General features: G+C 66.1%; 21 protein-coding genes. 15 read left to right on the forward strand and 6 right to left on the reverse strand.

All coding sequences use genetic code 11. The annotated features are described in order from the left end of the window. Positions 1-219: 219 nt before the first annotated feature. The 3 genes from gatC to CH266_RS11055 are packed head-to-tail and all read left to right on the forward strand — an operon-like array spanning position 220 to position 3,077. Complete coding sequence (gene gatC / locus CH266_RS11045) at positions 220-519, forward strand: Asp-tRNA(Asn)/Glu-tRNA(Gln) amidotransferase subunit GatC (RefSeq protein WP_027496634.1); 300 nt, start codon at positions 220-222, stop codon at positions 517-519. After that, positions 516-1,988, forward strand: coding sequence for an Asp-tRNA(Asn)/Glu-tRNA(Gln) amidotransferase subunit GatA (gatA, locus tag CH266_RS11050; protein ID WP_094622411.1), 1,473 nt, complete (start codon positions 516-518; stop codon positions 1,986-1,988). Before gatC ends, gatA begins: the two co-directional genes overlap by 4 nt. 6 nt (positions 1,989-1,994) lie before the next feature. Further along, positions 1,995-3,077, forward strand: coding sequence for an alpha/beta hydrolase (locus CH266_RS11055; protein ID WP_094715296.1), 1,083 nt, complete (start codon positions 1,995-1,997; stop codon positions 3,075-3,077). A gap of 35 nt (positions 3,078-3,112) precedes the next feature. Here the strand turns inward: CH266_RS11055 and CH266_RS11060 are convergent, their stop codons facing one another. Both CH266_RS11060 and CH266_RS11065 read right to left on the reverse strand, forming a co-directional pair. Continuing rightward, a complete protein-coding gene (locus CH266_RS11060) occupies positions 3,113-4,507 on the reverse strand; it encodes an alpha/beta-hydrolase family protein (RefSeq protein WP_094715297.1) in 1,395 nt (464 codons plus the stop codon). Continuing rightward, a complete protein-coding gene (locus tag CH266_RS11065; protein ID WP_255175891.1) occupies positions 4,507-5,148 on the reverse strand; it encodes a hypothetical protein in 642 nt (213 codons plus the stop codon). Before CH266_RS11065 ends, CH266_RS11060 begins: the two co-directional genes overlap by 1 nt. 220 nt (positions 5,149-5,368) lie before the next feature. Between CH266_RS11065 and CH266_RS11070 the strand changes: the two genes are divergently transcribed. The 4 genes from CH266_RS11070 to gatB all read left to right on the forward strand — a co-directional run bounded on the left by CH266_RS11070 (position 5,369) and on the right by gatB (position 9,945). Further along, on the forward strand, positions 5,369-6,556 hold the full coding sequence (locus CH266_RS11070) for a sensor histidine kinase (RefSeq protein ID WP_094715299.1): 1,188 nt from the start codon (positions 5,369-5,371) through the stop codon (positions 6,554-6,556). Between the two features lie 10 nt (positions 6,557-6,566). Beyond that, entirely contained in the window at positions 6,567-7,229 is a 663-nt protein-coding gene (locus CH266_RS11075; RefSeq protein WP_032366365.1) for a response regulator, read from the forward strand. Between the two features lie 101 nt (positions 7,230-7,330). Further along, positions 7,331-8,362, forward strand: a complete 1,032-nt coding sequence (locus CH266_RS11080; RefSeq protein WP_032366581.1) for an ATP-dependent 6-phosphofructokinase — start codon at positions 7,331-7,333, stop codon at positions 8,360-8,362. 71 nt (positions 8,363-8,433) lie between these two features. Further along, positions 8,434-9,945 carry an Asp-tRNA(Asn)/Glu-tRNA(Gln) amidotransferase subunit GatB gene (gatB, locus tag CH266_RS11085; RefSeq protein WP_027496639.1) on the forward strand — a complete coding sequence of 504 codons (1,512 nt, stop codon included), beginning with the start codon at positions 8,434-8,436 and terminating at the stop codon, positions 9,943-9,945. Positions 9,946-10,017: 72 nt separating this feature from the next. Here the strand turns inward: gatB and CH266_RS11090 are convergent, their stop codons facing one another. Then, a complete protein-coding gene (locus tag CH266_RS11090; RefSeq protein ID WP_027496640.1) occupies positions 10,018-11,166 on the reverse strand; it encodes a PQQ-dependent sugar dehydrogenase in 1,149 nt (382 codons plus the stop codon). A gap of 93 nt (positions 11,167-11,259) precedes the next feature. On the opposite strand from CH266_RS11090, the gene CH266_RS11095 reads away from it, so the two are divergent. Further along, positions 11,260-12,207, forward strand: a complete 948-nt coding sequence (locus tag CH266_RS11095) for a DoxX family protein (protein WP_032383431.1) — start codon at positions 11,260-11,262, stop codon at positions 12,205-12,207. A gap of 76 nt (positions 12,208-12,283) precedes the next feature. On the opposite strand, the gene ilvD is transcribed toward CH266_RS11095, so the two are convergent. Together ilvD and CH266_RS11105 are read right to left on the reverse strand one after the other, a co-directional pair. After that, positions 12,284-14,125, reverse strand: a complete 1,842-nt coding sequence (gene ilvD / locus CH266_RS11100; RefSeq protein WP_032370767.1) for a dihydroxy-acid dehydratase — start codon at positions 14,123-14,125, stop codon at positions 12,284-12,286. 59 nt (positions 14,126-14,184) lie between these two features. Beyond that, positions 14,185-14,724 (reverse strand): PH domain-containing protein, encoded by a 540-nt coding sequence (locus CH266_RS11105; RefSeq protein ID WP_179274019.1) that lies wholly within the window; start codon positions 14,722-14,724, stop codon positions 14,185-14,187. 257 nt (positions 14,725-14,981) lie between these two features. Between CH266_RS11105 and CH266_RS11110 the strand changes: the two genes are divergently transcribed. The 5 genes from CH266_RS11110 to CH266_RS11130 all read left to right on the forward strand — a co-directional run bounded on the left by CH266_RS11110 (position 14,982) and on the right by CH266_RS11130 (position 21,338). Continuing rightward, positions 14,982-16,940: an acetolactate synthase large subunit gene (locus CH266_RS11110; protein ID WP_032366369.1), complete on the forward strand. Its 1,959-nt coding sequence runs from the start codon at positions 14,982-14,984 to the stop codon at positions 16,938-16,940. Continuing rightward, positions 16,937-17,440 (forward strand): acetolactate synthase small subunit, encoded by a 504-nt coding sequence (ilvN, locus tag CH266_RS11115; RefSeq protein WP_008717436.1) that lies wholly within the window; start codon positions 16,937-16,939, stop codon positions 17,438-17,440. The genes CH266_RS11110 and ilvN overlap by 4 nt, the downstream gene beginning before the upstream one ends. 62 nt (positions 17,441-17,502) lie before the next feature. Continuing rightward, positions 17,503-18,504, forward strand: a complete 1,002-nt coding sequence (gene ilvC, locus CH266_RS11120; RefSeq protein ID WP_170944858.1) for a ketol-acid reductoisomerase — start codon at positions 17,503-17,505, stop codon at positions 18,502-18,504. Positions 18,505-18,688: 184 nt separating this feature from the next. Continuing rightward, positions 18,689-20,284 carry a phosphoglycerate dehydrogenase gene (serA, locus tag CH266_RS11125; protein ID WP_027496645.1) on the forward strand — a complete coding sequence of 532 codons (1,596 nt, stop codon included), beginning with the start codon at positions 18,689-18,691 and terminating at the stop codon, positions 20,282-20,284. 43 nt (positions 20,285-20,327) lie between these two features. Further along, a complete protein-coding gene (locus CH266_RS11130; protein ID WP_027496646.1) occupies positions 20,328-21,338 on the forward strand; it encodes a 3-isopropylmalate dehydrogenase in 1,011 nt (336 codons plus the stop codon). Positions 21,339-21,421: 83 nt separating this feature from the next. On the opposite strand, the gene CH266_RS11135 is transcribed toward CH266_RS11130, so the two are convergent. After that, complete coding sequence (locus tag CH266_RS11135) at positions 21,422-22,657, reverse strand: MFS transporter (RefSeq protein WP_032383590.1); 1,236 nt, start codon at positions 22,655-22,657, stop codon at positions 21,422-21,424. Between the two features lie 132 nt (positions 22,658-22,789). Here CH266_RS11135 and CH266_RS11140 point away from each other — a divergent pair, with 132 nt between their 5' ends. Further along, positions 22,790-23,563: a fumarylacetoacetate hydrolase family protein gene (locus CH266_RS11140; RefSeq protein ID WP_027496648.1), complete on the forward strand. Its 774-nt coding sequence runs from the start codon at positions 22,790-22,792 to the stop codon at positions 23,561-23,563. Between the two features lie 7 nt (positions 23,564-23,570). Next, positions 23,571-25,046, forward strand: a complete 1,476-nt coding sequence (gltX, locus tag CH266_RS11145; protein ID WP_027496649.1) for a glutamate--tRNA ligase — start codon at positions 23,571-23,573, stop codon at positions 25,044-25,046. The last annotated feature ends 23 nt before the right edge of the window (positions 25,047-25,069 follow it).

Here is a 25,069-nt window from a genome sequence, read left to right on the forward strand (position 1 = left end):
TTCGACCTGGCCGGCTCGACACGCAACGCGGGACGTGACAATTCTGACACTCGTGTGGGCGAGATCGGCGGCCGATCGAGACCGCTGACCGGGAGTGAGGTCGGCGAAACGGTGCGCACTAGGCTGGACCGCGTTCGCGGACCTGTGCGGTTCGCTCTGCGCAAATACGGGGCCGGTTCCTGCAGGCCCCACTCCTACTGTGTGAAAGGGGTCTACGCGGTGCCCGATATCTCCCGCGACGAGGTCGCTCACCTCGCCCGGCTGTCGCGCTTGGCTCTCAGCGACGCCGAACTCGACGAGTTCGCCGGCCAGTTGGATTCGATCCTCCATCACGTCAAGACCGTGGCCGAGGTGGCGACGGACGACGTTGCGCCGACAGCCAACCCCAGCGACATCGTCAATGTGACGCGTCCCGACGTGATCGTTCCCGGTCTGACGCCGGAGCAGTCGCTGTCCGGTGCACCGAATGCCGAGGAGGGCCGTTTCGCGGTGCCGCAGATTCTGGGAGAGAGCGAATGACCGACCTGACCAAGCTCGACGCGTCCGAGCTCGCCGACCGTATCCACTCGCGTGACGTCAGTGCGGTGGAGGTGACCCGGGCACATCTGGATCGGATTGCCGAGGTCGACGGCGACCTTCACGCTTTTCTGCATGTGGCGAGCGCGCAGGCGCTGGCCGCGGCGAACGACGTCGATGCCGGGCTGGCCGCGGGCGCGGCACCGGCCTCACCGCTCGCCGGGGTGCCGTTGGCGCTCAAGGACGTGTTCACCACCACCGACATGCCGACCACCGCCGGCTCGAAGATTCTCGACGGGTGGGTGTCGCCGTACGACGCGACGCTGACCTCGAAGCTGCGAGCCGCGGGCATTCCGGTTCTCGGCAAGACCAACATGGACGAGTTCGCGATGGGCTCCTCGACCGAGAACTCCGCGTACGGACCGACCAAGAACCCCTGGGACACCACCCGGATCCCGGGCGGCTCGGGAGGCGGAAGCGCGGCTGCGCTCGCCTCGTTCCAGGCACCGTTGGCCATCGGCACCGACACCGGTGGATCCATCCGGCAGCCCGCGGCACTGACCGGCACCGTGGGAACCAAGCCGACGTACGGCAGCGTCTCGCGGTACGGACTCATCGCCTGCGCCTCCTCGCTGGATCAGGGTGGACCCTGTGGTCGTACGGTGCTCGACACCGCGTTGCTGCACGAGGTCATCGCGGGTTACGACCCGCGGGATTCCACGTCGGTCGACACCCCGGTTCGTCCCGTCGTCGAGGCGGCCCGAGAGGGCGCTCGCGGCGACCTGACCGGAGTGAAGGTGGGTGTGGTCAAGGAGTTGCACTCGGACAACTATCAGTCCGGTGTCATCTCGTCCTTCGACGCCGCAGTGGCCGCATTGACCTCGCTCGGTGCCGAGGTGGTCGAGGTGTCGTGCCCCAACTTCGTCCACGCATTGGCTGCGTACTACCTGATTCTCCCGTCCGAGGTGTCGTCCAACCTGGCTCGGTTCGACGGAATGCGGTACGGCCTGCGTGCGGGCGACGACGGCCACCACAGCGCCGAGTCGGTCATGGCCACCACCCGCGCTCAGGGGTTCGGGCCGGAGGTCAAGCGCCGCATCATGATCGGCACCTACGCGCTGTCGGCCGGTTACTACGACGCGTACTACGGGTCGGCCCTGAAGGTTCGCACCTTGATCGCGCAGGACTTCGACGCGGCATACGAGAAGGTGGATGTGCTCGTATCGCCGACGACCCCGACGACGGCATTCCCGTTGGGCGACAAGGTGGACGACCCGATGGCGATGTATCTCAACGATCTGTGCACCCTGCCCACCAACCTCGCCGGCCACTGCGCGATGTCGGTGCCGTCCGGTCTGGCGTCCGAGGACGGTCTGCCGGTGGGTCTGCAGATCATGGCTCCCGCGTTCGCGGACGAGCGGCTCTACCGAGTCGGCGCTGCGTACGAGGCCGCCCGCGGCGATCTGCGGTAGTTCGAGGTGTTGCATCGGTGGGCCGCCCGGTTGGCGCATCTGCCCTTGCTCGGTGGAGCGGTCCCGGTCATCGGATTGGCGGCGGCCACGGTGCTGGCGATCGTGGCCGCCGGTGCGATCGTGGTTCGCATCCGCCGTGGCCGTCCGCTCGGCTCGCCCGTCGGTGGGCTGAGCGCACTGGGCCTGGCAGCGGCGCTCCTGGTCGCGACCGCCGTACTGACCAATCTGACGGTGACGCGGTATCCCACGGCCGCGTCGGCACTCGGGCGTGCTCCGGTCGTGCATGTCGAAGGGCACGGCCGGTTGGTCGACGTGGAGGTGCCCGGCACGGTGTCGCAGTTCCATGCTCGTCCGGCGACGGTCTATCTCCCGGCCGCGTACGACGACGGAGCGGACGACCTCCCGGTACTGGTGTTGCTCACCGGACAGCCCGGCCACGTGGTCGACTGGATCGAAGGTGGTCGACTACCGCAGACGATGGACGCGTTCGCGGCACGTCACGGCGGCGTCGCCCCGGTTGTCGTCGTTGCCGACGGGCTGGGGGACACCGAAGCCAACCCGATGTGCATGGATTCGGGCCTCGGTAATGCTGCGACGTATCTGACAGTCGATGTCCCGCAGTGGGTTCGGTCGAACCTCCACGTGTCCTCGGACCCGCGATCCTGGGCGGTCGGCGGGTACTCCTACGGCGGAACCTGCGCCCTTCAGCTCGCGACGACGGACCCGTCGGCGTACCCCACATTTCTCGACATCTCCGGTGAGGACGAACAACGTCGTGGCACCAGAGCGGAGTCGGTCCTTGCTGCGTACGGGGCGGACACACCGGCCGACGAGGATCGGTTCGATCGTTCTACGCCGCTGAACGTGCTCTCCCGCAACAGCTTTCCCGACTCTGCCGGTGCCTTCGTCGTCGGAGCCGACGACGAGGAGTTCAGGCCGCAGACCGAGCGGGCCTACCGGGCAGCCGCCGCCGCGGGCATGGATGTGCACTACAGCGAGCTGCCGGGAGGACACTCGATGCAGGTCTGGGCGCCGGCGCTCGATCAGGAGATGGACTGGCTCGGCAATCGGCTCGGTCTGCTCGGCTGACGGACCAGCACTCCCTTTTCCGGCGGCCCCTCTCGTTAGCGGCAGCGAGCCATGGCCTCGCCTTGGTCGGTCCCGTATCGATGGCCGTGGCCCGACGTGACATCCAATGCGGCGAGCAGGTCGACGGACGTCTGCAGGAAGCCGACGACAGGCAACCACGGCGGCCGTGGGGCGTCGATCGTGAACGTCGTCGTATCCGGCGGCGACCACAACAGATCGAGAGACCATCGCGCGACGGGGTCCGAGGAGTTGGCCAGGACGGCGGCACCGTCGGTGTCGACCGATCCCGCGGGCGGGCCGGCCCAGACAGCCCCGCAGAGTGACGAAATGTTCTGTTGCACGGCAAGGTACGCATCACTTCCTGCAACCGAACCCAGGCTCTGGCCGTACACGACGACTTTCGGTGTGGTCGGCTCCGCCGCCGCTCGGGTGGCGACCGCTCGAACCACGGCGTTCGCGGACCGGCGGGCGTCGTCCTCGGCGAACAGGAAGGTCGCCCAACTCGGCTTGTCGGAGTACTGCACCGCCACCGTCGCGACGTCACCGCCGAACGTTCTTTCGGCCCCGGTGATCGCATTCTCGTCCACCCAGCCGGACCCGGTGGGAATCGCGACCACGACGACGCTGCGTTCGAAGGCTCCAGCCCGTTCCATCTCGGAGACGGCCAGTGCCACACGCTCGTCCGGTGTCGCGGCCGACTCGAGTCCCACGTACGTCCGTACGGTGTCGAGATCCTGCCCTCCCGACGCGAACGCGCGGCCCTCGCGTCCCAGCGTGCGCCACGGCGCCGAGGATCCGGGACCGCCGGATCTCGTCTCCGATGTCGGGGCGGCCACTGCGTCGTCCATCGCCGAGTTCGAGGCCGAGTACGAGGCCGACAGAGTGGACCGCACGAACGGAACGGCCAGGGTGTATAACAGCGCAGCGACCGTGACGAGCATTGCCACGCAACGGTTCCGGCCCGGAGCGGAGAAGATTCGCCGGAGCGCGCTACCGGCTCCGCACAGTACGAGCGCAACGCACAGGGCACCCCCGGCAACATCGACGGCGTAGCTCCAGCTCACCGGCTCGACGTCCATCGCGGCTCGTAATCGATTCTGCCAGTGCATGTTCGAGGCCAACGCGACGCTCGAGATCAGTGCAGCAGCGACGACGGTCCACGCTCGTAGTCGTAGCGACGCGGGCCGTCGTGGCCCGAACACCCGTCGGCCCGCCCATGCGACCGTCAGAGCGAGTACCACCATGATTCCGGTGAACAGGGCCGCAGTGACGGCGGAGCGGGGCAGAAGTGACGGAGCCGAGGAGATCGCCACAGCCGCTGCAACGGACACCGACGTGCCGAGTCTCGGCAAGCGAATATGGTTGGGCAACAGGACATCCGATGCGACCGGGGTCTCGACCCCACGGTCCGGGATGGCCGTGGTGGACATCAGCGTCGGTCCGTGCGGGTCGGGGTCATCGACACACGTCGGTACCGCGCGACAACGGATGCGATCAGCAGCGTCAGCGCCAGCACGGCTCCGAACAGTGTCAGGGGCATGGCGGGTTCGGCGACCGGTGCACCGAACGATTGTCGCCAGGAATTGAGGTCGACTGCCGTTGCCGCCACGACCGCCGCTGCGTCGCAGATCTGCCGGGACCCGTCGTCGGTGCGATGGTCACAGGCGTCGTGCATGCGACTGTCGAGTTGGGCGTCGATCGCCCTGCGCCACTGTGGGTCGACGGTCGTCCCCGTCGCGTTCGCGTACCGGAGGAGGTCGTATCCCAAGTCGTGGGCTCGGCACGCAGCCTCGAACTCGGGTGGCAGTGGGATCGGGGACGAGCAATCCCCGCCGGGATTGCTCGCCATCCCGTCCTGCACCGCGGGCCGGTAGCCCATAACGCCTGCGAAGTCGTTCGGGATGGTCGACGCAGCGTCCTCGGCGGGTTCGGTGACCAGTGCACGAACGGTCTGTGCCACGGGGGAGCGACCGTCCTCGATGGGTGACGACGTTGCTGCTCCCGTCGTGGCGGTCACGACGACGATGGCAGCTGCCACGCACATCAGGGTGCGAGATGTGTTCCGGCTCATGAGGATCGACGCTAAGTTCCGCCGGCCGAGGCAAGCATCGCTCCGAGGTTCGGCTGTGGTGAGTGCCCCCGGGACCGGTTCGACGCGGTCCTGATACCTCCGAGCCATGCCGAACCGATACCCCGGTACGAGGACGCCGGCGGTCGATGCTGCCTAGGCTCGAGACGTGCGAAAGAAAAGGTCGACGAGTATCGAACTCGGGGTACGTGCTCGGCGCCGGGTGCCCGAGCAGATCGGCGGCGTCCGTTCGGTCGACGTGCTGATCATTGCGGTGACGGCAATTCTGTACTCGGTCGCGTGGCCGACACTGACGGTGACGCATCAGGTTTCGGTTCCGTTGCTACCGTTCGTCGCAGCGTTGGCAGCGTTTCCGTTCGCTCTGATCAGACTCAATCCCGCGATGGGGTGGGCGGTATCGGCGCTGTCCGCGTTGGTGATTCCGGCGGCGTTCGACCGCGTTCCGGATTACGACTACCCGTGGCAAGTGGTGCACATCCTCGTCCTGTTGGCGTTGCTGTTCGCGGTCGCGCTGCGTTCTCCGGCGCAGGTGCTGTTGGTGGCGTGGTTGGCCAGCATGCTGGTGTTCTTCGCGTACATGCCGGGCTCCGACGGAATCGGGTGGTCGGTGGGCCTGACTGCCGTGGTCGTGTTCGGGCTGCTGACCCGGTGGCTCGTTCTTTCGCGCAGGCAGCTCGCGCAGCAGGAGGAGGTCAGCGAACTCGAACGCACTCGCCGCACGATTCTCGAGGAGAGGGCGAAGATCGCCCGCGATCTGCACGACGTCGTGGCACACCACATGTCGATGGTCGTCGTTCAGGCCCAGAGCGCGCCGTACCGACTGGACGACGTGTCACCGGCCGCGGCTCGGGAATTCGAGTCGATCGGCGCGAGTGCACGCGAGGCGCTCAACGAAATCCGGGGGATGCTCGGGGTACTGCGCAGTGATGGAGCGCAGATGCAGGACGCGCCCGCGCCGAGTGCACTGGATCTCGAACGCACATTGCAGGCGAGTCGCAGAGCGGGCATGAATGTGCGGTGGACCATCACCGGTACCGTCGAATCGGTTTCGGAGACAACAGGACTGGCCCTGTTCCGTATTCTGCAGGAATCGCTGTCCAATGCCGCGCGCCATGCGCCCGAAGCCGAGGTGGAGGTGTGTATCGCGATCGGCCCTGCCGTCGTGGACATGACGGTGATCAACGCACCGGCTCCGAACCCGAGCATCTCCCGCACTCCCGGAAGCGATTGCGGCGGGCACGGAATCGCGGGAATGCGCGAGCGAGCGCAGGCCGCACACGGCCGGCTGCATGCAGCCCCTCTGCCCGGCGGTGGGTTCGAGGTTGCGGTTCGTGTGCCGACCGGAATGTCGACTCCGCCGGCAACGGGTGACGCCGGCGACGCGGTTTAGGCTGTCACGCGTGGTTACAACGGTGTTCATCGCCGACGATCAAGCGATGGTGCGGCAGGGGTTCGGTGCACTGCTCGGCGCTCAGGACGACATCTCGGTCGTCGGCGACGCCGACAACGGTCGTACCGCCGTCAGCGAGGTAGCGCGGCTGTTGCCGGACGTAGTGCTGATGGACGTGCGCATGCCCGAGATGAACGGGCTCGACGCGGCCCGCGCGATCCTGTCCGCGTCGCACGCGTCGCCGGTCCGTGTCCTGATGCTGACGACCTTCGACATCGACGATTACGTCTACGAGGCCCTGGCTCTCGGGGCCAGCGGATTCCTCCTCAAGGACGCGCCGGCCGAGGAACTGATCAGAGGCGTACGGGTCGTCGCGGCCGGCGACGCGCTGCTGGCACCGTCGGTGACCCGACGGCTCATCTCCGACGTCACGACTCGTCGCGGTGCGCGGAGGAACACTCCCTCGCGCCTGGCCGATCTGACGCCGCGCGAGCGCGAGGTTCTCGAACTGATCGCGACCGGTATGTCCAATGCGGAAATTGCAGGTGCGCTGTTCTTGGCCGAACAGACGGTCAAGACCCATGTGGGCAAGGTGCTGAGCAAGCTCGGGCTACGCGACCGCGCGCAGGCGGTCGTGCTGGCCTACGAAACCGGTGTCGTCACGCCCAAGTGAGGCCGACCGGTACCGGCGCGCGCGGGGACCCACGCCCGATTAGGCTGATGTTCGTCACTTCGGTCCGCTCCGCGGGCCTGCGAGCAGAGAGGCCAAAATCGATGCGCATCGGAGTTCTGACCGGAGGCGGCGATTGCCCAGGGCTCAATGCGGTGATCCGCGCTGTCGTTCGCACCGCCGACGCGCGATACGGCTCCACGGTCGTCGGATTCCAGGACGGGTGGCGTGGGCTTCTCGAAGACCGTCGAGTCCAGCTGCGCAACGACGACCGCAACGACCGGCTGCTCACCAAGGGCGGCACCATGCTCGGGACGGCTCGAACCAACCCCGACGTGTTGCGGGCCGGTCTCGACCGAGTCAAGCAGACCCTCGAGGACAACGGCATCGACGTGTTGATTCCGATCGGCGGTGAAGGAACTCTGACGGCAGCTGCGTGGCTGTCCGAGGAGGGCGTACCGGTGGTCGGTGTCCCCAAGACGATCGACAACGACATCGATTGCACCGACGTCACATTCGGCTTCGACACGGCGCTCACCATCGCCACCGATGCGATCGACCGACTGCACAGCACCGCCGAATCGCACCAGCGAGTGATGCTGGTGGAGGTGATGGGGCGACACGCAGGCTGGATCGCGCTGCACGCGGGATTGGCCTCGGGCTCGCACATGACTCTCATCCCGGAGCAGCCCTTCGATGTCGAAGAGGTATGTACGTTGGTGCGCAAGCGTTTTCAGCGGGGCGACTCCCACTTCATCTGCGTCGTGGCCGAGGGGGCCAAGCCCGTCGAAGGGTCGATGCAATTGCTCGACGGAGGTATCGACGAATTCGGTCACGTCCGATTCACCGGAGTCGCACATCAGCTCGGCGTCGAGATCGAACGTCGCATCAACAAAGAGGTACGCACCACGGTGCTCGGTCACGTGCAGCGTGGCGGCACTCCCACTCCGTACGACCGTGTGCTCGCAACGCGATTCGGTGTCAACGCCACCGATGCCGCGCATTCCGGAGACTTCGGAAAGATGGTGTCGCTGCGCGGTGCCGAGATCGGCCTGGTGTCGTTGGCCGAGGCCACCAAGCAACTCAAGCGGGTCCCTCAGACCCGGTACGACGACGCAGCAGCGTTCTTCGGCTGACCCCGAGGCGGATCGGTGCGCGAGGACACGTGGTTACTCGGGTGGCGAATGCAATGCATAAACTACGGAGCATGACTGCTGCAACCGTCGATCTGATCGATTACGACGATGTGCTCGCCACGTTCGACCCCGTGCTCGGCATGGAGGTCCACGTCGAGTTGGGTACGGCCACCAAGATGTTCTGTGGTTGCCCCACCGCGTTCGGTGCGGAGCCCAATACGCAGGTGTGCCCGGTGTGCCTGAGCCTCCCCGGCGCACTGCCGGTGGTCAACGCTGCTGCGGTGGAGTCGGCGATTCGTATCGGGCTGGCGCTCAATTGCTCGATCACTCCGTGGGGACGGTTCGCGCGGAAGAACTACTTCTACCCGGATCAGCCGAAGAACTACCAGATCTCGCAGTACGACGAGCCGATCGCCACGGAGGGTTACCTCGACGTCGTGCTCGACGACGGCAGCACGTTCCGCGTCGAGATCGAGCGTGCCCACATGGAGGAAGACACCGGCAAGTCGACGCACGTCGGTGGCGCAACCGGACGAATCGAGGGCGCATCGCATTCGTTGCTCGACTACAACCGTGCCGGTGTGCCCCTGGTCGAGATCGTGACCAAGACCATCACCGGTACCGGGGCGCGGGCCCCGGAGGTGGCGCGGGCGTACGTGACCGCATTGCGTGACCTGTTGAAGTCGCTGAACGTCTCCGATGTGCGGATGGATCAGGGTTCGTTGCGTTGCGATGCCAACGTCTCGTTGATGCGGAAGTCCGCCACCGAGTTCGGTACTCGCACCGAGACGAAGAACGTCAACTCGCTCAAGAGCGTCGAGGTCGCCGTGCGCTACGAGATGCGCCGTCAGGCTGCAGTGCTCGAATCCGGCGGCGAGGTGACGCAGGAAACCCGACATTTCCAGGAGTCCGACGGCACCACCACGGCGGGCCGGAAGAAGGAGACCGCGGAGGACTACCGCTACTTCCCGGAGCCCGACCTCGCTCCCGTGGCCCCGGATGCGGCGTGGATCGAGGAGCTGCGAGCCACTCTGCCCGAGCTGCCGTGGTTGCGCCGCGGGCGAATTCAGAAGGACTGGGGCGTCTCCGACGAGGAAATGCGCGACTTGGTCAACTCGGGTGCTCTCGAACTCGTGGCGGCGACCGTCGACGCGGGCGCGTCGGCGCAGGCTGCGCGGTCGTGGTGGGTGTCCTACCTGGCGCAGCAGGCCAACATCGCCGGCGTCGAATTGGGGGATCTGGCGATCACTCCGGCTCAGGTGGCCGAGGTGGCAGCCTTGGTGGCCGACGGCAAGGTCAACAACAACGGTGCTCGTCAGATCGTGGACGGCGTCTTGGCCGGTGAGGGCGAGCCCGCAGAGGTGATGTCGGCGCGGAACCTGGTGTTGGAGAAGGACGACACCAAGCTCCAAGCCGCCGTCGACGAAGCACTTGCCGCGAACCCCGGTGTGGTGGACAAGATTCGCAGTGGCAAGGTCCAGGCCGCCGGTGCCATCGTCGGCGCGGTGATGAAGGCGACGCGGGGACAAGCCGATGCCGCCCGAGTCAAGGAACTCGTGCTGGCGGCGTGCGGTCAGTCCTGATCGACGCATGAGCAGGGCGGCCGGGCAGCGATTGCTGCCCGGCTGCCCTGGTCGTTCGAAGGAGGTGTCGGATCAGTCGAAGCCGCCACCACCGCCGGCAGGGAACGGCACCTTGACGACGCGGTCGTCGGTGGGGCCGACGGCAGTGCCGTTCTTGTTCACCGTCCCCACCAGAATCTGACCGTCGCTCGTGCTGGTCGCCCCGTTCAACTGCCCGTACTTGTCCTGGATCAACAGGGTCGGCTCGGCGGACACGGCTCCGGTATTCGGGTCCGTGGCCAGTGCTGCAACAGCTTTCGCTGTGGTGAGGGCAACCGCGACGCCGCTCTGACCGGCGGCGCACCCGGCCACACCCGGACGGTCGGGCCAGGTCCACACCGGGGAGAACACTGCTCCCAGCTTGTCGATGCGCTGCAGGCGATCCTCGGTGGCGGTGCGGTCGGTGACGTAGATGTTGCCGCTGCCGTCGGTGCACACGTCGCCCGCTGTACCGATGCCACTGAGCGCGATATCCGGACGCGGGGGAGTGGGAGTGGGCGACAGTGATGTCACGCGTAACAGCTTGCCGGACAACGAGTTCGGGTTGGCGGCGGCGACGGGATCGCCGTTGTCGCCGGTCAACACCAGAAGTTCGTTCGGCGTGTAGAACTCGAGGGAACCTCGAACTCCCGCGGCCCCGCGGGGGATCCCGGTCAAGATGTCCTTGGGTACGTCCCCCTGCGCGAGCCGAACGACCCGCGTATCCGACGCCGTCGTGATCAGCGCGTAGAGCAGTTTGTCCTCGGCGTACGTGGGCGAGAGTGCGATGTCCAGCAGACCTCCGTCGCCCGTGCCGTCGACGGGGATCGTGGCCACCTGCTGTGGCGTCCGGCCTGCGGTGACCTCCATGATGCGGCCGGTCCTGCGTTCTGCCACGAGGCTGCTCTGTCCGTCGGGAAGAGCTACGAGTCCGCCCGTGGTGTCGAGGCAGGTGGCGATCACTGCCGGGTCGGGATCCACGCACGGTCCCGAGACGGGCTGCGGGGCATTCGGACCCGCCGGGGGCGAGGTCTCGCTGGGTGTGGTGGGTTTGAGTTCGGCAGCTCCGACATCCGGCGCGGGGGTGAACGGGGACGAGTTGGAATCGTCGAATCGGGCGCACCCGGCGAGCAGAACAGCCGTCGTCGACAGGGCGACCACAGCCGCGCGGGCAGTTCGTGACGATGCTCCGAGCGGCTTCATGGTTCGAACGTTACGGAACGTCGAGTCCGACGCGCCACGCGGCCGTGAGCGTCAACGTCGGTGGCGCGGGGTTGTCGGCCTTAGTGTGGGGAGGTGACCGATACACCGCGTGACCCCAACCAGCAGGATCCCTCGTACGAACCGGCCGAGAGCCCGTACGACAACCCCACCGAGAAGATTTCGCCCACGCGTTCGGGTTCCGACGCGTCCGGTGCATCGACCACAGCGTTCGGTGCGCAGCGTTCGGATCGTCTGCCCCGAACCGACGACGAGTTGGACTTCCCGAATTCCTCCGCATCCGACAAGCGGAGCACCGATGCGGCACCGACAGAGAAGATCCCGACGTACCGTCCGTCGGCCTTCGCCGACTCGCCGACCCAGACGCCTACGACGGCTACGACGGCCGGTGCCACCTCGAACGCGTACTCGGATCGTCCGACGGAGTATCTCGGTGAGTCCTCCGATTCGGCAGTCGCCGCCCCGGCAGCCCCGGTGCGCACCGAGACCGTGGAAGTTCCGGCCCGACGCGGCACCACCGATCTGGGCCTGTTCGTCCTACGCGTCGCCATCGGAGCAGTGTTCCTCGGGCACGGCTTACAGAAGCTCGTCGGATTGTGGAACGGTCCCGGGCTGGACGGATTTCAGAATCTCCTGGAGGAGTCCGGGTTCCGATACCCGGAGATCCTCGCCATCGCGGCCGCGGCCGGCGAAACCCTCGGCGGCGCACTGCTGATCCTGGGGCTGGCGACGCCGCTGGCCGGTGCAGCTGTGTTGGCGACCATCATCAACGCCTGGTGCTTCAAGCAGGTGGCAGAGCCGGGGCTGCAGTTCTCCGGTGCCACCGGCGTGGAGTACGAAACCGTTCTCGGCTTCGCGGCCGCGGCCATCATTCTCACCGGACCCGGAAAGATCGCGTTCGACGGCCGCCGCGGCTGGGCGACCCGCCCCCGCATCGGATCGTTCCTCGCACTCGCAGTGGGAATCGCTGCGGGCGTATGCATCTGGATCTTCCTGAACGGAGCGAATCCGGTCGTCCGCTGATCCGGTCGACAACCAACCATGTGAGTGGTTCCTCGTAGCCTGCTACGAGGAACCACTCACATATCTTTTAATCTGCTCAGGGCACGTAGCGCACAGCACCCTTGTCCGCGGATGTCGCCAGTGCGGCGTAGGCGCGCAGCGCCGTCGTGACCGTGCGCTGTCGATCGACCGGCTGCCACGGCCGCTCGGACGCGAGCATCTTCGCGCGTCGAGTTTCCAGAGTTTCCTCGTCGACGAGGATCTCGAGCGTGCGCGTGGCGACGTCGATGCGGACCTGGTCGCCGTTCTCGACGAGGCCGATCACGCCGCCGGCCGCAGCCTCGGGGGAAATGTGTCCGATGGACAGGCCCGACGTACCACCGGAGAACCGTCCGTCGGTGATCAGGGCACAGACCTTGCCCAGACCGGCACCCTTGAGGAACGCGGTCGGGTGCAGCATCTCCTGCATTCCCGGTCCACCCTTGGGTCCCTCGTACCGCACGACGAGCACGTCACCGGGTTGGATCTTCTTCTGCAGGATGGCCGAGACGGCTTCTTCCTGAGACTCGACGACCAGCGCAGGTCCCTGGAACGAGAAGAGGTCCTCGTCGATGCCCGCGGTCTTCAGAATCGCGCCGTCGACGGCGATGTTGCCGCGCAGCACCACCAGACCGCCCTCGACCGTGTAGGCGTGTTCGAGATCGCGGATGCAACCACCCGCGGCGTCGGTGTCGAGGGAGGACCAGCGATTGCTCGTGGAGAACGGTTCGACGGTTCGGACACCGCCGGGAGCGGCATGGAACAGCTCGATCGCCTCGTCGGATGCGGCACCGGAGCGGATGTCCCACGTGTCGAGCCACTCGTCGAAGCTCTTCGTGTGGACGGTCGAGACGTCGGTCTCGAGCAGATTCGCACGCCGCAGTTCACCCAGCAGGGCGGGAATTCCACCCGCCCGGTGCACGTCTTCCATGTGGTAATCCGAATTGGGGGACACCTTGGCCAGGCACGGCACCTTGCGGCTGATGCCGTCGATGGTGTCGAGATCGAAATCGACCTCGCCCTCCTGCGCCGCCGCGAGCGTGTGCAGCACGGTGTTGGTCGAGCCGCCCATCGCCACGTCCAGTGCCATCGCGTTGCGGAATGCCGCCGGGGTGGCGATGTTGCGGGGCAGCACCGACTCGTCCTCGTCCCGGTAGTACTTGATCGCCGCCTCGACGATGGTCGTGCCGGCCCGGGTGAACAGGGCGCGGCGGGCCTCGTGGGTGGCCAGCGTGGAGCCGTTGCCGGGCAACGCCAGCCCGAGCGCTTCGGTGAGGCAGTTCATCGAGTTGGCGGTGAACATGCCCGAGCAGGACCCGCATGTCGGGCACGCGCTGCGCTCGACCTCGTCCAGGCCCTCTTCGGACACGGCATCGTTCGCGCTGGCAGAGATCGCGGTGATCAGGTCGGTGGGTGCCTGCGCGACCCCTCCGACGACCACAGCTTTACCGGCCTCCATCGGCCCACCGGAGACGAACACCGCCGGGATGTTCAATCGCATGGCCGCGTTGAGCATGCCGGGGGTGATCTTGTCGCAGTTGGAGATGCACACGAGTGCGTCCGCAGTGTGGGCGTTGGCCATGTACTCGACCGAGTCGGCGATGATCTCGCGGCTGGGCAGCGAGTACAGCATGCCCCCGTGCCCCATCGCGATTCCGTCGTCGACGGCGATGGTGTGGAACTCGCGAGGGACTCCGCCTGCCGCGCGGACGGCGTCGGCGACGATCTCGCCGACGTTCTTCAGGTGAACGTGGCCGGGTACGAACTGGGTGTACGAGTTCGCGATGGCGACGATCGGTTTACCGAAATCCGAATCGGTCATTCCGGTGGCGCGCCACAGCGAGCGCGCGCCCGCAGCATTGCGTCCGACAGTGGTGACCCGTGAGCGTAGCGGCGGCATAGTGCAGTTCCTCGTTCGTTGCAGCGGTGATCGCAACGAGGAGATTACTCGGCCGCTCGTCAGCGATCCTTCGGTGCCTGTTCGTCGTCGTGCTCGGCATTCTCGGCCTCTGCGCGTGCCTGATCCTCCGCCGCAGCTGCCGCGGCATAGGGGTCGGTGATGCGACCGCCGCTGGCGGCCGCGAGTTGGGGGAGCCGATCGAACCGCACGAGCGGAAGTGACTTCTCCGTCTTGTCGGTGAGCACCACGCGTGCCCAGCGGCGATCGGGGAAGTGCAGTCCGACCACGGACTCCCACTCGATGACGTCGGAGCCGATGAAACGGCGGGCCGTGATCGCCTCGGGAGTGATGACGGTGCGCACACGCAGCACCCAGATGCACGCGACGATCGGCAGAATCAGCAGCCAACCCAGTGCGGCGGGCCAGCTCGCCGCCGGCAGAGAGGTACTGAACAGGAGCAACCCGACGCCGATCAGGGCCAGACGCGGGAGGCGGATGACCTGCCTGCTCGACGGCGGTGGCCCGTCGGCACTGTTCGGTTGCTCGGAACCGGTGTGGGATGATGGCCGAGGTGGTTCGGACTGCTGCGAAGACGACACCCATTCATCTTCGCATTGCATCTACGCGATCTCACATAATGGGATTGCGTCGTGACGAGTTTGACTCTTCCCTGTGCGCGCGCCTACCGTTCAGTGCGTGAAGCGGAATTGGATACTCGTAATCGGCCGGCGCGTCAACGCCTGAGCCGGTTGTTCAAACTCGCATCGACGCGCCACCCTCGTACAGCTCATGCTGACGGGGGTTTTTTCTTGCCCAGAGATCGCCCAGCAATTTCACATTCCTGAGGAAGCAATCAGTGAGCGCACCAACCGCACGCCCAGGGCCCACGACACGTAAGTCGGGGACAGCCACGAGCCCGTCGACCAGCAACCCGTCCGCAGACGCGGCGACCAACGGATCGCGACGCCACGTCGCACCCGAGAAGGTCAGCGGCGCACAGTCGGTCGTACGAGCTCTCGAAGAACTCGACGTCGACACCGTATTCGGCATTCCCGGTGGCGCGGTTCTCCCGGTCTACGATCCGCTCTTCGACTCCGTCAAGGTGCGCCACGTGCTCGTTCGCCACGAGCAGGGTGCGGGTCATGCCGCCACCGGCTACGCCCAGGCGACCGGCAAGGTCGGCGTCTGCATGGCGACGTCCGGCCCGGGCGCGACCAACCTCGTCACCCCGTTGGCCGACGCGCAGATGGACTCGGTTCCCATCGTCGCGATCACCGGTCAGGTCGCCCGCAGCCTCATCGGTACCGATGGGTTCCAGGAAGCCGACATCTCGGGTATCACGATGCCCATCACCAAGCACAACTTCCTGATCACCGACGGTGCGGACATCCCGCGCATCATGGCCGAGGCGTTCTACATCGCCGCGTCGGGTCGTCCCGGTGCCGTCCTCGTCGACATCCCGAAGGATGTGCTGCAGGCGCAGACCACGTTCTCGTGGCCGCCGGAAATGCGTCTGCCCGGTTACCGCCCGGTCACCAAGCCGCACGGCAAGCAGGTTCGCGAAGCGGCACGCTACATCGCCGATGCCAAGCAGCCGGTGCTGTACGTCGGTGGCGGCGTCATCAAGGCCAACGCCTCGGCAGAACTGCTCGAGCTCGCCGAACTGACCGGCATCCCGGTCGTCACGACGCTGATGGCGCGCGGGGCATTTCCCGACACCCACCAGCTGAACCTGGGCATGCCCGGTATGCACGGCACCGTCGCGGCGGTCGCCGCTCTGCAGCGCAGCGACCTGCTGATCACGCTCGGTGCCCGGTTCGACGACCGCGTCACCGGTCAGCTCTCGTCCTTCGCTCCCGATGCCAAGGTCATCCACGCCGACATCGACCCGGCCGAGATCGGCAAGAACCGATACGCGGACGTGCCGATCGTGGGCGACTGCGGCGAGGTCATCACCGAGCTGATCGAGGCCCTGCGGGCCGATCGCGCCACCGGAACGACTCTCGACCTCGAGCAGTGGTGGGTCTACCTCGACGGCATCCGCAAGACGTACCCGTTGAGCTACGACCGTCCGTCCGACGGTTCCATGTCTCCCGAGTTCGTCATCTCCTCGGTCGGCAAGTTCGCCGGTCCCGACGCGATCTACTGCGCCGGCGTCGGCCAGCACCAGATGTGGGCCGCTCAGTTCATCAACTACGAGAAGCCGCGCACGTGGCTCAACTCCGGTGGTCTCGGCACGATGGGGTACGCGGTTCCGGCCGCCATGGGAGCCAAGATGGGCCTGCCCGACGCCGAGGTGTGGGCCATCGACGGCGACGGCTGCTTCCAGATGACCAACCAGGAGCTTGCTACCTGCGCGGTCGAGGGAATCCCGATCAAGGTCGCGCTCATCAACAACGGCAACCTCGGCATGGTTCGGCAGTGGCAGACCCTGTTCTACGAGGAGCGCTACTCCAACACCAATCTCGGAACTCACGGTGCCGTGCGCATCCCCGATTTCGTCAAGCTGGCCGAGGCGTTGGGCTGCGTCGGTTTGCGATGCGAGCGGGAAGAGGACGTGGATGCGGTGATCGCCCAGGCACGCGCCATCAACGATCGTCCGGTCGTCATCGACTTCATCGTCGGTGCCGACGCCCAGGTGTGGCCGATGGTGGCCGCCGGAACGGGTAACGACGAGATCATGGCCGCCCGCGGCATCCGTCCGCTGTTCGACGAGGACGAGACCGTGGGCAGTGAGCCAGGACTCGACGACGCGATGGAACGCGAGCAGGCACCGCACCCGATGAACAACGACGCGAAAGGCACGGACCTGTGAGCACCAGCCATACCCTCAGCGTTCTCGTCGAGGACAAGCCAGGTGTATTGGCGCGCGTGGCCGCGTTGTTCTCGCGCCGCGGCTTCAACATCTCCTCACTCGCGGTCGGCGGCACCGAGATTCCCGATATCTCGCGCATGACGATCGTGGTGACGGTCGACGAGTTCCCGCTCGAGCAGGTGACCAAGCAGCTCAACAAGCTCATCAACGTCATCAAGATCGTCGAGCAGGACGACGATTCCTCGGTGGCGCGCGAGTTGGTCCTGATCAAGGTCCGCGCCGATGCCAGCGTTCGGAGCGAGGTCATCGAAACGGTGAATCTGTTCCGCGCCAAGGTCATCGACGTCTCTCCCGAGGCGGTGACGGTCGAGGCGACGGGCACCCGCTCCAAGCTCGACGCGTTGCTGAAGATGTTGGACCCCTATGGAATTCGAGAAATAGTTCAGTCGGGAGTCGTTGCCGTCGGACGTGGACCGAAATCGATCACTGCGTCGCGTTAGCGGCCCCGGTGACGAACATGCGTAAAACCCAAGAGGAAAGGTAACAACCAGTGGCAGTCGAGATGTTCTACGACGACGATGCTGATCTGTCGATCATCCAGGGCCGCAAGGTCGCTGTGATCGGCTACGGAAGCCAGGGCCACGCGCACTCGCTCAGCCTGCGCGACTCCGGCGTCGATGTTCGCATCGGCCTGGCGGCAGGCTCGAAGTCCCGCGCCAAGGCGGAGGAGCAGGGCCTGAAGGTCGGAACTCCCGCAGAGGTGTCCGAGTGGGCCGACGTGATCATGGTGCTCGCACCCGATACCGCTCAGGCCAAGATTTTCTCCGAGGAGATCGAGCCCAACCTGAAGGACGGCGACGCGCTGTTCTTCGGCCACGGCCTCAACATTCACTTCGACCTGATCAAGGCTCCGGAGTTCGTGACCGTCGGCATGGTTGCCCCCAAGGGCCCCGGCCACCTCGTGCGTCGTCAGTTCGTCGACGGCAAGGGTGTTCCCGCGCTCATCGCCATCGATCAGGACCCGAAGGGTGAGGGCCAGGCCCTCGCGCTGTCGTGGGCCAAGGGCATCGGCGGCACCCGCGCAGGCGTCATCAAGACCACGTTCAAGGAAGAGACCGAGACCGACCTGTTCGGTGAGCAGGCCGTGCTGTGCGGCGGCACCGAAGAACTCGTCAAGACGGGCTTCGAGGTCATGGTCGAGGCCGGCTACGCACCCGAGATGGCGTACTTCGAGGTGCTGCACGAGCTCAAGCTCATCGTCGACCTCATGTACGAGGGCGGCATCGCCCGCATGAACTACTCGGTGTCCGACACCGCGGAGTTCGGTGGGTACCTCTCCGGACCGCGCGTCATCGACGCAGGCACCAAGGAGCGCATGAAGGCCATCCTGGCCGACATCCAGTCGGGCGAATTCACCCGTCGCCTCGTCGCCAACGTCGAGAACGGCAACACCGAGCTCGAAGGCCTGCGCAAGGCCAACGCCGAGCACCCCATCGAGGTCACCGGCAAGAAGCTGCGCGACCTCATGAGCTGGGTCGACCGCCCGATCACCGAGACGGCCTGATTCTCATCGAATCGCGTTGTCACGCAATCTGATCGAAGGGCACCCCTGGATTGCCGGGGGTGCCCTTCGGTGCGTGAGTCCGGTGGCGTCACCGTGTGACGTCTCGGGCCTCTAAACTGTTCGTGCTGCACAGCCCGCCGAATTTTTCCGACCACGTCTCGAACCGATATAGGGAGTTTTTCACGTGAGCCAGCCAGGCCGTCCTGTCGTTCTGATCGCCGACAAACTTGCGCCGTCCACCGTCGAGGCACTGGGCGACGGCGTCGAGGTTCGCTGGGTCGACGGTCCGGATCGCCCCGCGTTGCTCGCTGCAGTTCCCGAGGCCGACGCCATTCTCGTGCGGTCCGCGACCACGGTCGACGCCGAGGTGCTCGCTGCCGGGACCAACCTGAAGATCGTCGCCCGCGCCGGTGTCGGCCTGGACAACGTCGACGTACCCGCTGCCACCGAGCGCGGCGTCCTCGTCGTCAACGCACCGACCTCCAACATCCACACGGCCGCCGAGCATGCGGTGACGTTGCTTCTCGCGGCCGCGCGCCAGATCCCCGCTGCCGACGCAACCCTGCGTCAGCACGAGTGGAAGCGCAGCAAGTTCAACGGTGTCGAGATCTTCGGCAAGACCGTCGGCGTCGTCGGACTCGGCCGAATCGGCCAGCTGTTCGCGCAGCGTCTTGCCGCGTTCGAGACCCACATCATCGCGTACGACCCCTACGTCTCGGCAGCGCGCGCGGCGCAGCTCGGTATCGAACTGGTGAGCCTGGACGAGCTGCTCGAGCGGGCCGACATGTTCTCGGTGCACCTGCCGAAGACGCCGGAGACCAAGGGCATCATCGGCAAGGAAGCCCTCGCCAAGACCAAGCCCGGGGTCATCGTCGTCAACGCCGCACGCGGTGGACTGGTCGACGAGCAGGCACTGGCCGACGCCATCACCTCCGGTCACGTGTTCGCCGCGGGCATCGACGTCTACGCCTCCGAGCCGTGCACCGACAGCCCGTTGTTCGAGCTGCCGCAGGTCGTCGTCACTCCCCACCTCGGGGCATCGACCACCGAAGCGCAGGACCGAGCGGGCACCGATGTGGCCAAGTCCGTGTTGCTGGCTCTCGCAGGCGAATTCGTGCCCGACGCGGTCAACGTCAAGGGTGGGGCCGTCGGCGAAGAGGTATCGCCGTGGCTCGAAATCGTGCGTAAGCAGGGTGTGCTGCTCGGAGCCCTGTCCGACGAGCTGCCCACCTCGTTGTCGGTGGACGTTCGCGGCGAACTCGCGAGCGAGGACGTGCAGATCCTGAAACTGTCCGCGTTGCGCGGACTGTTCTCGGCCGTCATCGAGGATTCGGTCACGTTCGTCAACGCTCCGTCGCTCGCCGAGGAGCGCGGTGTCACAGCAGAAGTGACCACCGCTCCCGAGAGCGAGAATCACCGCAGTGTCGTCGACATTCGCGCCGTCTACGGTGACGGATCGGTCCTCAACGTTGCCGGCACTCTGACGGGCACCTCGCAGGTCGAGAAGATCGTCAACATCAACGGCCGCAACTTCGACCTCCGCGCCGAGGGCAAGAACCTCATCGTCAACTACGCGGATCAGCCCGGCAGCCTGGGTCGAATCGGCACTCTGCTCGGCGACGCCGGAATCGACATCCAGGCCGCAGCACTGAGCCAGGACTCCGAGGGCGACGGTGCCACCATTCTGCTGCGCGTCGACAAGGACGTTCCGGCAGAGCTCAGTGCGAGCATCGCCACCGCTGTGGGTGCCTCCACCATCGAGCTGGTCGACCTGTCCTGATCGCTCGCAGCCGATCGGACCGACACGAACTACGAGGAGTGAAATGAAGCTGGCCGTCATCGCCGGGGACGGAATCGGACCGGAGGTCGTCGCCGAAGCGCTTGCCGTTCTCGACGTGGTCGCACCCGGAGCCGAGAAGACCGAGTACGACCTCGGGGCGCGGCGCTACAACGCCACCGGAGAGTTGCTGCCGGATTCGGTGTTGGCAGAACTGCGTGAGCACGACGCAATTCTGTTGGGAGCCATCGGCGATCCGTCGGTGCCCAGTGGTGTGCTCGAGCGTGGGCTGTTGCTGCGGGCGCGATTCGAGCTCGATCACCACATCAATCTGCGGCCGGCCAAGTTGTACCCGGGCGTGGTCGGTCCGCTGGCCGGGGACAAGCAGATCGATGTCGTCGTCGTTCGGGAGGGTACCGAGGGGCCGTACACCGGCAACGGTGGTGCACTGCGCGTCGGTACACCGCACGAGGTGGCCACCGAGGTCAGCGTCAACACTCGCTACGGAGTGGAGCGCGTGGTGCGCAACGGTTTCGAGCGGGCGCTGACCCGCAGGAAGCACCTGACGCTGTTGCACAAGACCAACGTGCTCACGTTCGCCGGTAGCCTGTGGGCCCGCACGGTCGAGGCAGTTTCGGCGGACTTCCCGGACGTCGAGGTCGCGTATCAGCACATCGATGCCGCCATGATTCACCTCGTCACCGATCCCGGCCGGTTCGACGTGATCGTCACCGACAATCTGTTCGGCGACATCGTGACCGACCTCTCGGCTGCCGTCACCGGCGGAATCGGTTTGGCCGCAAGTGGAAACATCGACGCCACCGGTACCAACCCCAGCATGTTCGAGCCGGTGCACGGTAGTGCGCCCGACATCGCGGGACAGCAGAAGGCCGATCCGACCGCTGCCATCCTGTCGGTGTCCTTGCTACTCGATCATCTCGGCGACGCGGCGGGGGCCGCGCGAGTAGAAGCCGCTGTCGCAGCGGATCTCGCCGAGCGGGGAACCACGACCGTTTCGACGAAAGAGATCGGCGCTCGGATCGCCGCTCGCCTGTAACTCTCACGCCACGACATGCCACGGTGGGCCGACAGCCCACCGTGGCATGTCGTGTATCACGGGCAGGTCACCCCTTAGGCACGTCAGCGGGCGCGGTCTGCACCGGCGTCGGACGTCTCGTCCGTGGGCTCGGGTGCCGGATCGTCGGGCACGATCGGTACGGAGAGCGCGGGAAAGACCGCCGACACCAGGAACGCCACGGGGAAGCTGATGGCCGCGATCGCCCCGAACACCGGCGGCACAGCCGAGGCGAACACGTACTGACTCGTGTTCTGTACCCCGAGAGCGCGTCCGCTCCAATACGGTCCCGAGATTTCCGCGACAGCAGTGAACGCGAGGCCGTTCGGGGCAACGGTGGCAACGGACGCGACGACGAGCAGGACGATGGCGGCGGGGGAGTCGAACCAGTCGGCGATGCCGAGCCCGAGCATGCTGGCAGCGGCCGTCACGGCCACCCACCGCAAAGGCCGCATGCGGCTACCGACACGATCGGACAGCGCGCCCACGCTCATCCGACCCAGTGCGCCGAGAATCTGGGTCAGCGTGACGAGGACACCCGCGGCCGCGGCCGTCCACCCTCGGTCGGTCATCAGCCACACGAGCGCATACGTCCACACCACGTACTGCGGCACCACCAACAGGATGGACGTGGCGTGAATGCGCCACAGTTGGCTGCTGTTGCGGTACGGATTGTCGAGCAGACCCTGCGCCGCCGCATCGGTGCGGTTCGGACGGGGAGGGTCGACCACGGCCAGGCACAGCAGAGCGCTCGCAGCGCAGACGGCAGCGGGCACGAGCAGGGCCGCGCCGACTCCGTGGTCACGTGCGACAGGCGGGATGGTCAGTGCCGCGACGGCCACGCCGAGGGGAACCGACATCTGTCTGATGCCCATGGCCAGCCCACGACGGTGCGGCGGAAACCAGCCCACCACGACGCGTCCGCTCGCGCTGTTCGCGCTGGCCGCAGACATACCGCCGATCAACAGCAGGGCGGCGAGCGCCGGAATGGACGTGCTGACCACCGCAGCCAGGCTCGCGGCAGCGGTGAGCCCGAGCCCGATCACCAGAACGAGACGTTCGCCGATGCGGTCGACGAGCACGCCCCATGCGATGAGGGTCAGCATGATGCCCACGGTGGGCATCGCAACCACGAATCCTGCAGTCGCAAGTCCGAGTCCCCGGTCGTCGTGCAGGGCGGGAATGAGAAATGCAGCACCGTTGATGAAGACGGCACCGGCAGTCTGCGCGAGCATCCCGAGCACGAGCATGAACCACCGTCGCGTCTCGCCGATACTGGACAGCTGCTTCGTGGCGCTCATTCCGGCCTCTCGTCTCACTATGTGAACACGTAATCTTGCTATCTGGATGCAGATCGAAACATTACACCGGCGAAAGATCGACGGACAGGACGGCATCGGCGTGCGGAGAATGGCGGTCGATAGACTTTCGACATGCGTCTCGGTCGAATTGCAAGTCCTGATGGTGTGGCATTCGTGAGTATCGAAGGTGAGGGGGATGCCCGGACGGCGAAGGAAATTGCCGAACATCCTTTCGGCACACCGACGTTCACGGGTCGATCGTGGCCACTGGCCGACGTGCGACTGCTCGCACCGATCCTCGCCAGCAAGGTGATCGCCATCGGTAAGAACTACGCCGCGCACGCCGCCGAGATGGGTGGTGAAGCACCGGAGACTCCCGTCATTTTCATCAAGCCGAACACCTCCATCGTCGGTCCGGGTGCGGCCATCGTGCTGCCTCCGTCGTCGAACGAGGTGCACTACGAAGGCGAACTCGCCATCGTGATCGGTCGTCCGTGCAAGGACGTGCCCGCCTCCAAGGCGTACGACGTGGTGCTCGGATACACCGTCGCCAACGACGTCTCGGCACGCGACCATCAGAAGCACGACGGGCAATGGACCCGGGCGAAGGGGCACGACACGTTCTGCCCCCTCGGGCCGTGGATCGAGACGTCCCTCGATCCTTCAGACCTCGAGATCAAGACCGAGGTCGACGGCGTCGTCAAGCAGCAGAGTCGTACTTCGCTTCTACTGCACGATATTCCGAAGATCATCGAGTGGGTGTCCGCAGTGATGACCCTGCTGCCCGGAGACGTCATTCTGACCGGAACGCCCGAGGGTGTCGGCCCCATCACCGACGGAGACAGTGTGTCGATCACCGTCGAGGGAATCGGTACCTTGACCAACCCAGTCGCAGCGAAGAAGTAGGACAACGATGACCACAGCAGCAGATGTCCGCGTTCGGTTCTGCCCGTCGCCCACCGGCACACCGCACGTCGGTCTGGTCCGCACCGCCCTGTTCAACTGGGCGTTCGCGCGACATCACGGCGGCACCTTCGTCTTTCGGATCGAGGACACCGACGCCGCTCGCGATTCCGAGGAGTCCTACGCAGCGTTGCTCGACGCGCTGCGATGGCTCGGTCTGGATTGGGACGAGGGCCCCGAGGTGGGCGGTCCCTACGAGCCCTACCGCCAGTCGCAGCGACGCGACCAGCATGTGGCTGTCGTACAGCAACTGCTCGATGCCGGCGAAGCCTACGAGTCGTTCTCGACGCCCGAGGAAGTCGAAGCGAGGCACAAGGCCGCCGGGCGTGACCCCAAGCTCGGCTACGACAACTTCGACCGCGACCTGACGCCGGAGCAGAGGCAGGGATTCCTCGACGAGGGACGCGGGGCCGTGGTGCGGCTGCGCATGCCCGATCACGATCTGACGTGGAACGACCTCGTACGCGGCGAGACCACGTTCAAGACGGGGACCGTACCGGACTTCGCCTTGACTCGCGGCAACGGAGTTCCGCTGTACACGTTGGTCAATCCGGTCGACGACGCACTGATGAAGATCACGCACGTGCTGCGCGGCGAGGACCTGTTGTCGTCGACGCCTCGACAGCTCGCACTGTACGAGGCCCTGATCCGAATCGGTGTGGCCGACCGCACCCCGGAGTTCGGACATCTGCCGTTCGTGATGGGCCAGGGCAACAAGAAGCTGTCCAAGCGTGACCCCGAATCGAACCTGTTCATCCACCGCGACCGAGGCTTCGTCCCGGAGGGGCTGCTGAACTACCTGGCGCTTCTCGGGTGGGGCATCTCCGACGATCACGACGTGTTCTCGCTCGACGAGATGGTGGCGGCGTTCGAGATCTCGTCGGTCAATTCCAACCCTGCGCGCTTCGACCAGAAGAAGGCCGACGCGATCAACGCCGAGCACATCAGGATGTTGGCTGCAGACGACTTCGCGGCACGGTTACGCGAATTCCTCGTTGCTCGAGGGCATCTCACCGAGCCGGTCGACGAGAAGATGTTCGCTGTCGCGGCGGATCTGGTGCAGACGCGCATCGTCGTGCTGTCGGATGCGTGGGGCCTGCTGAAGTTCCTCTTCGTCGACGACGCGGAGTTCGAGATCGATCCTGCAGCGGCGGCCAAGAATCTCGGCGCAGACGCGGCACCGGTACTCGACGCCGCCATCGAAGCACTGACCGCAGTGACGGATTGGTCGACGGCCGAGCTGGAAGTCGCCCTCAAGGACGCGCTCATCGAGAAGATGGAACTCAAGCCCCGCAAGGCCTTCGCGCCGGTTCGGGTGGGAGTCACCGGCTCCCACATCAGCCCGCCGCTGTACGAGTCCATGGAACTTCTCGGCCGCGAGAGGACCCTCGCTCGTTTGACCGCCGCACGTACCCTTATCGCGTGACGGCGGTGCGACGCCGGCCGTCG

The organism is Rhodococcus sp. 06-1474-1B, assembly GCF_002258885.1.
GTDB lineage: Bacteria > Actinomycetota > Actinomycetes > Mycobacteriales > Mycobacteriaceae > Rhodococcoides > Rhodococcoides fascians.

What these genes read in the sequence shown, in the direction of transcription:
- gatA (WP_094622411.1), top strand. Translation starts at nt 516, where the DNA reads ATGACCGACCTGACCAAGCTCGACGCGTCCGAGCTCGCCGACCGTATC.
- CH266_RS11060 (WP_094715297.1), bottom strand. Translation starts at nt 4,507, where the DNA reads ATGTCCACCACGGCCATCCCGGACCGTGGGGTCGAGACCCCGGTCGCA.
- CH266_RS11065 (WP_255175891.1), bottom strand. Translation starts at nt 5,148, where the DNA reads ATGAGCCGGAACACATCTCGCACCCTGATGTGCGTGGCAGCTGCCATC.
- CH266_RS11080 (WP_032366581.1), top strand. Translation starts at nt 7,331, where the DNA reads ATGCGCATCGGAGTTCTGACCGGAGGCGGCGATTGCCCAGGGCTCAAT.
- gatB (WP_027496639.1), top strand. Translation starts at nt 8,434, where the DNA reads ATGACTGCTGCAACCGTCGATCTGATCGATTACGACGATGTGCTCGCC.
- CH266_RS11090 (WP_027496640.1), bottom strand. Translation starts at nt 11,166, where the DNA reads ATGAAGCCGCTCGGAGCATCGTCACGAACTGCCCGCGCGGCTGTGGTC.
- ilvD (WP_032370767.1), bottom strand. Translation starts at nt 14,125, where the DNA reads ATGCCGCCGCTACGCTCACGGGTCACCACTGTCGGACGCAATGCTGCG.
- ilvC (WP_170944858.1), top strand. Translation starts at nt 17,503, where the DNA reads ATGTTCTACGACGACGATGCTGATCTGTCGATCATCCAGGGCCGCAAG.
- CH266_RS11130 (WP_027496646.1), top strand. Translation starts at nt 20,328, where the DNA reads ATGAAGCTGGCCGTCATCGCCGGGGACGGAATCGGACCGGAGGTCGTC.
- CH266_RS11135 (WP_032383590.1), bottom strand. Translation starts at nt 22,657, where the DNA reads ATGAGCGCCACGAAGCAGCTGTCCAGTATCGGCGAGACGCGACGGTGG.
- CH266_RS11140 (WP_027496648.1), top strand. Translation starts at nt 22,790, where the DNA reads ATGCGTCTCGGTCGAATTGCAAGTCCTGATGGTGTGGCATTCGTGAGT.
- gltX (WP_027496649.1), top strand. Translation starts at nt 23,571, where the DNA reads ATGACCACAGCAGCAGATGTCCGCGTTCGGTTCTGCCCGTCGCCCACC.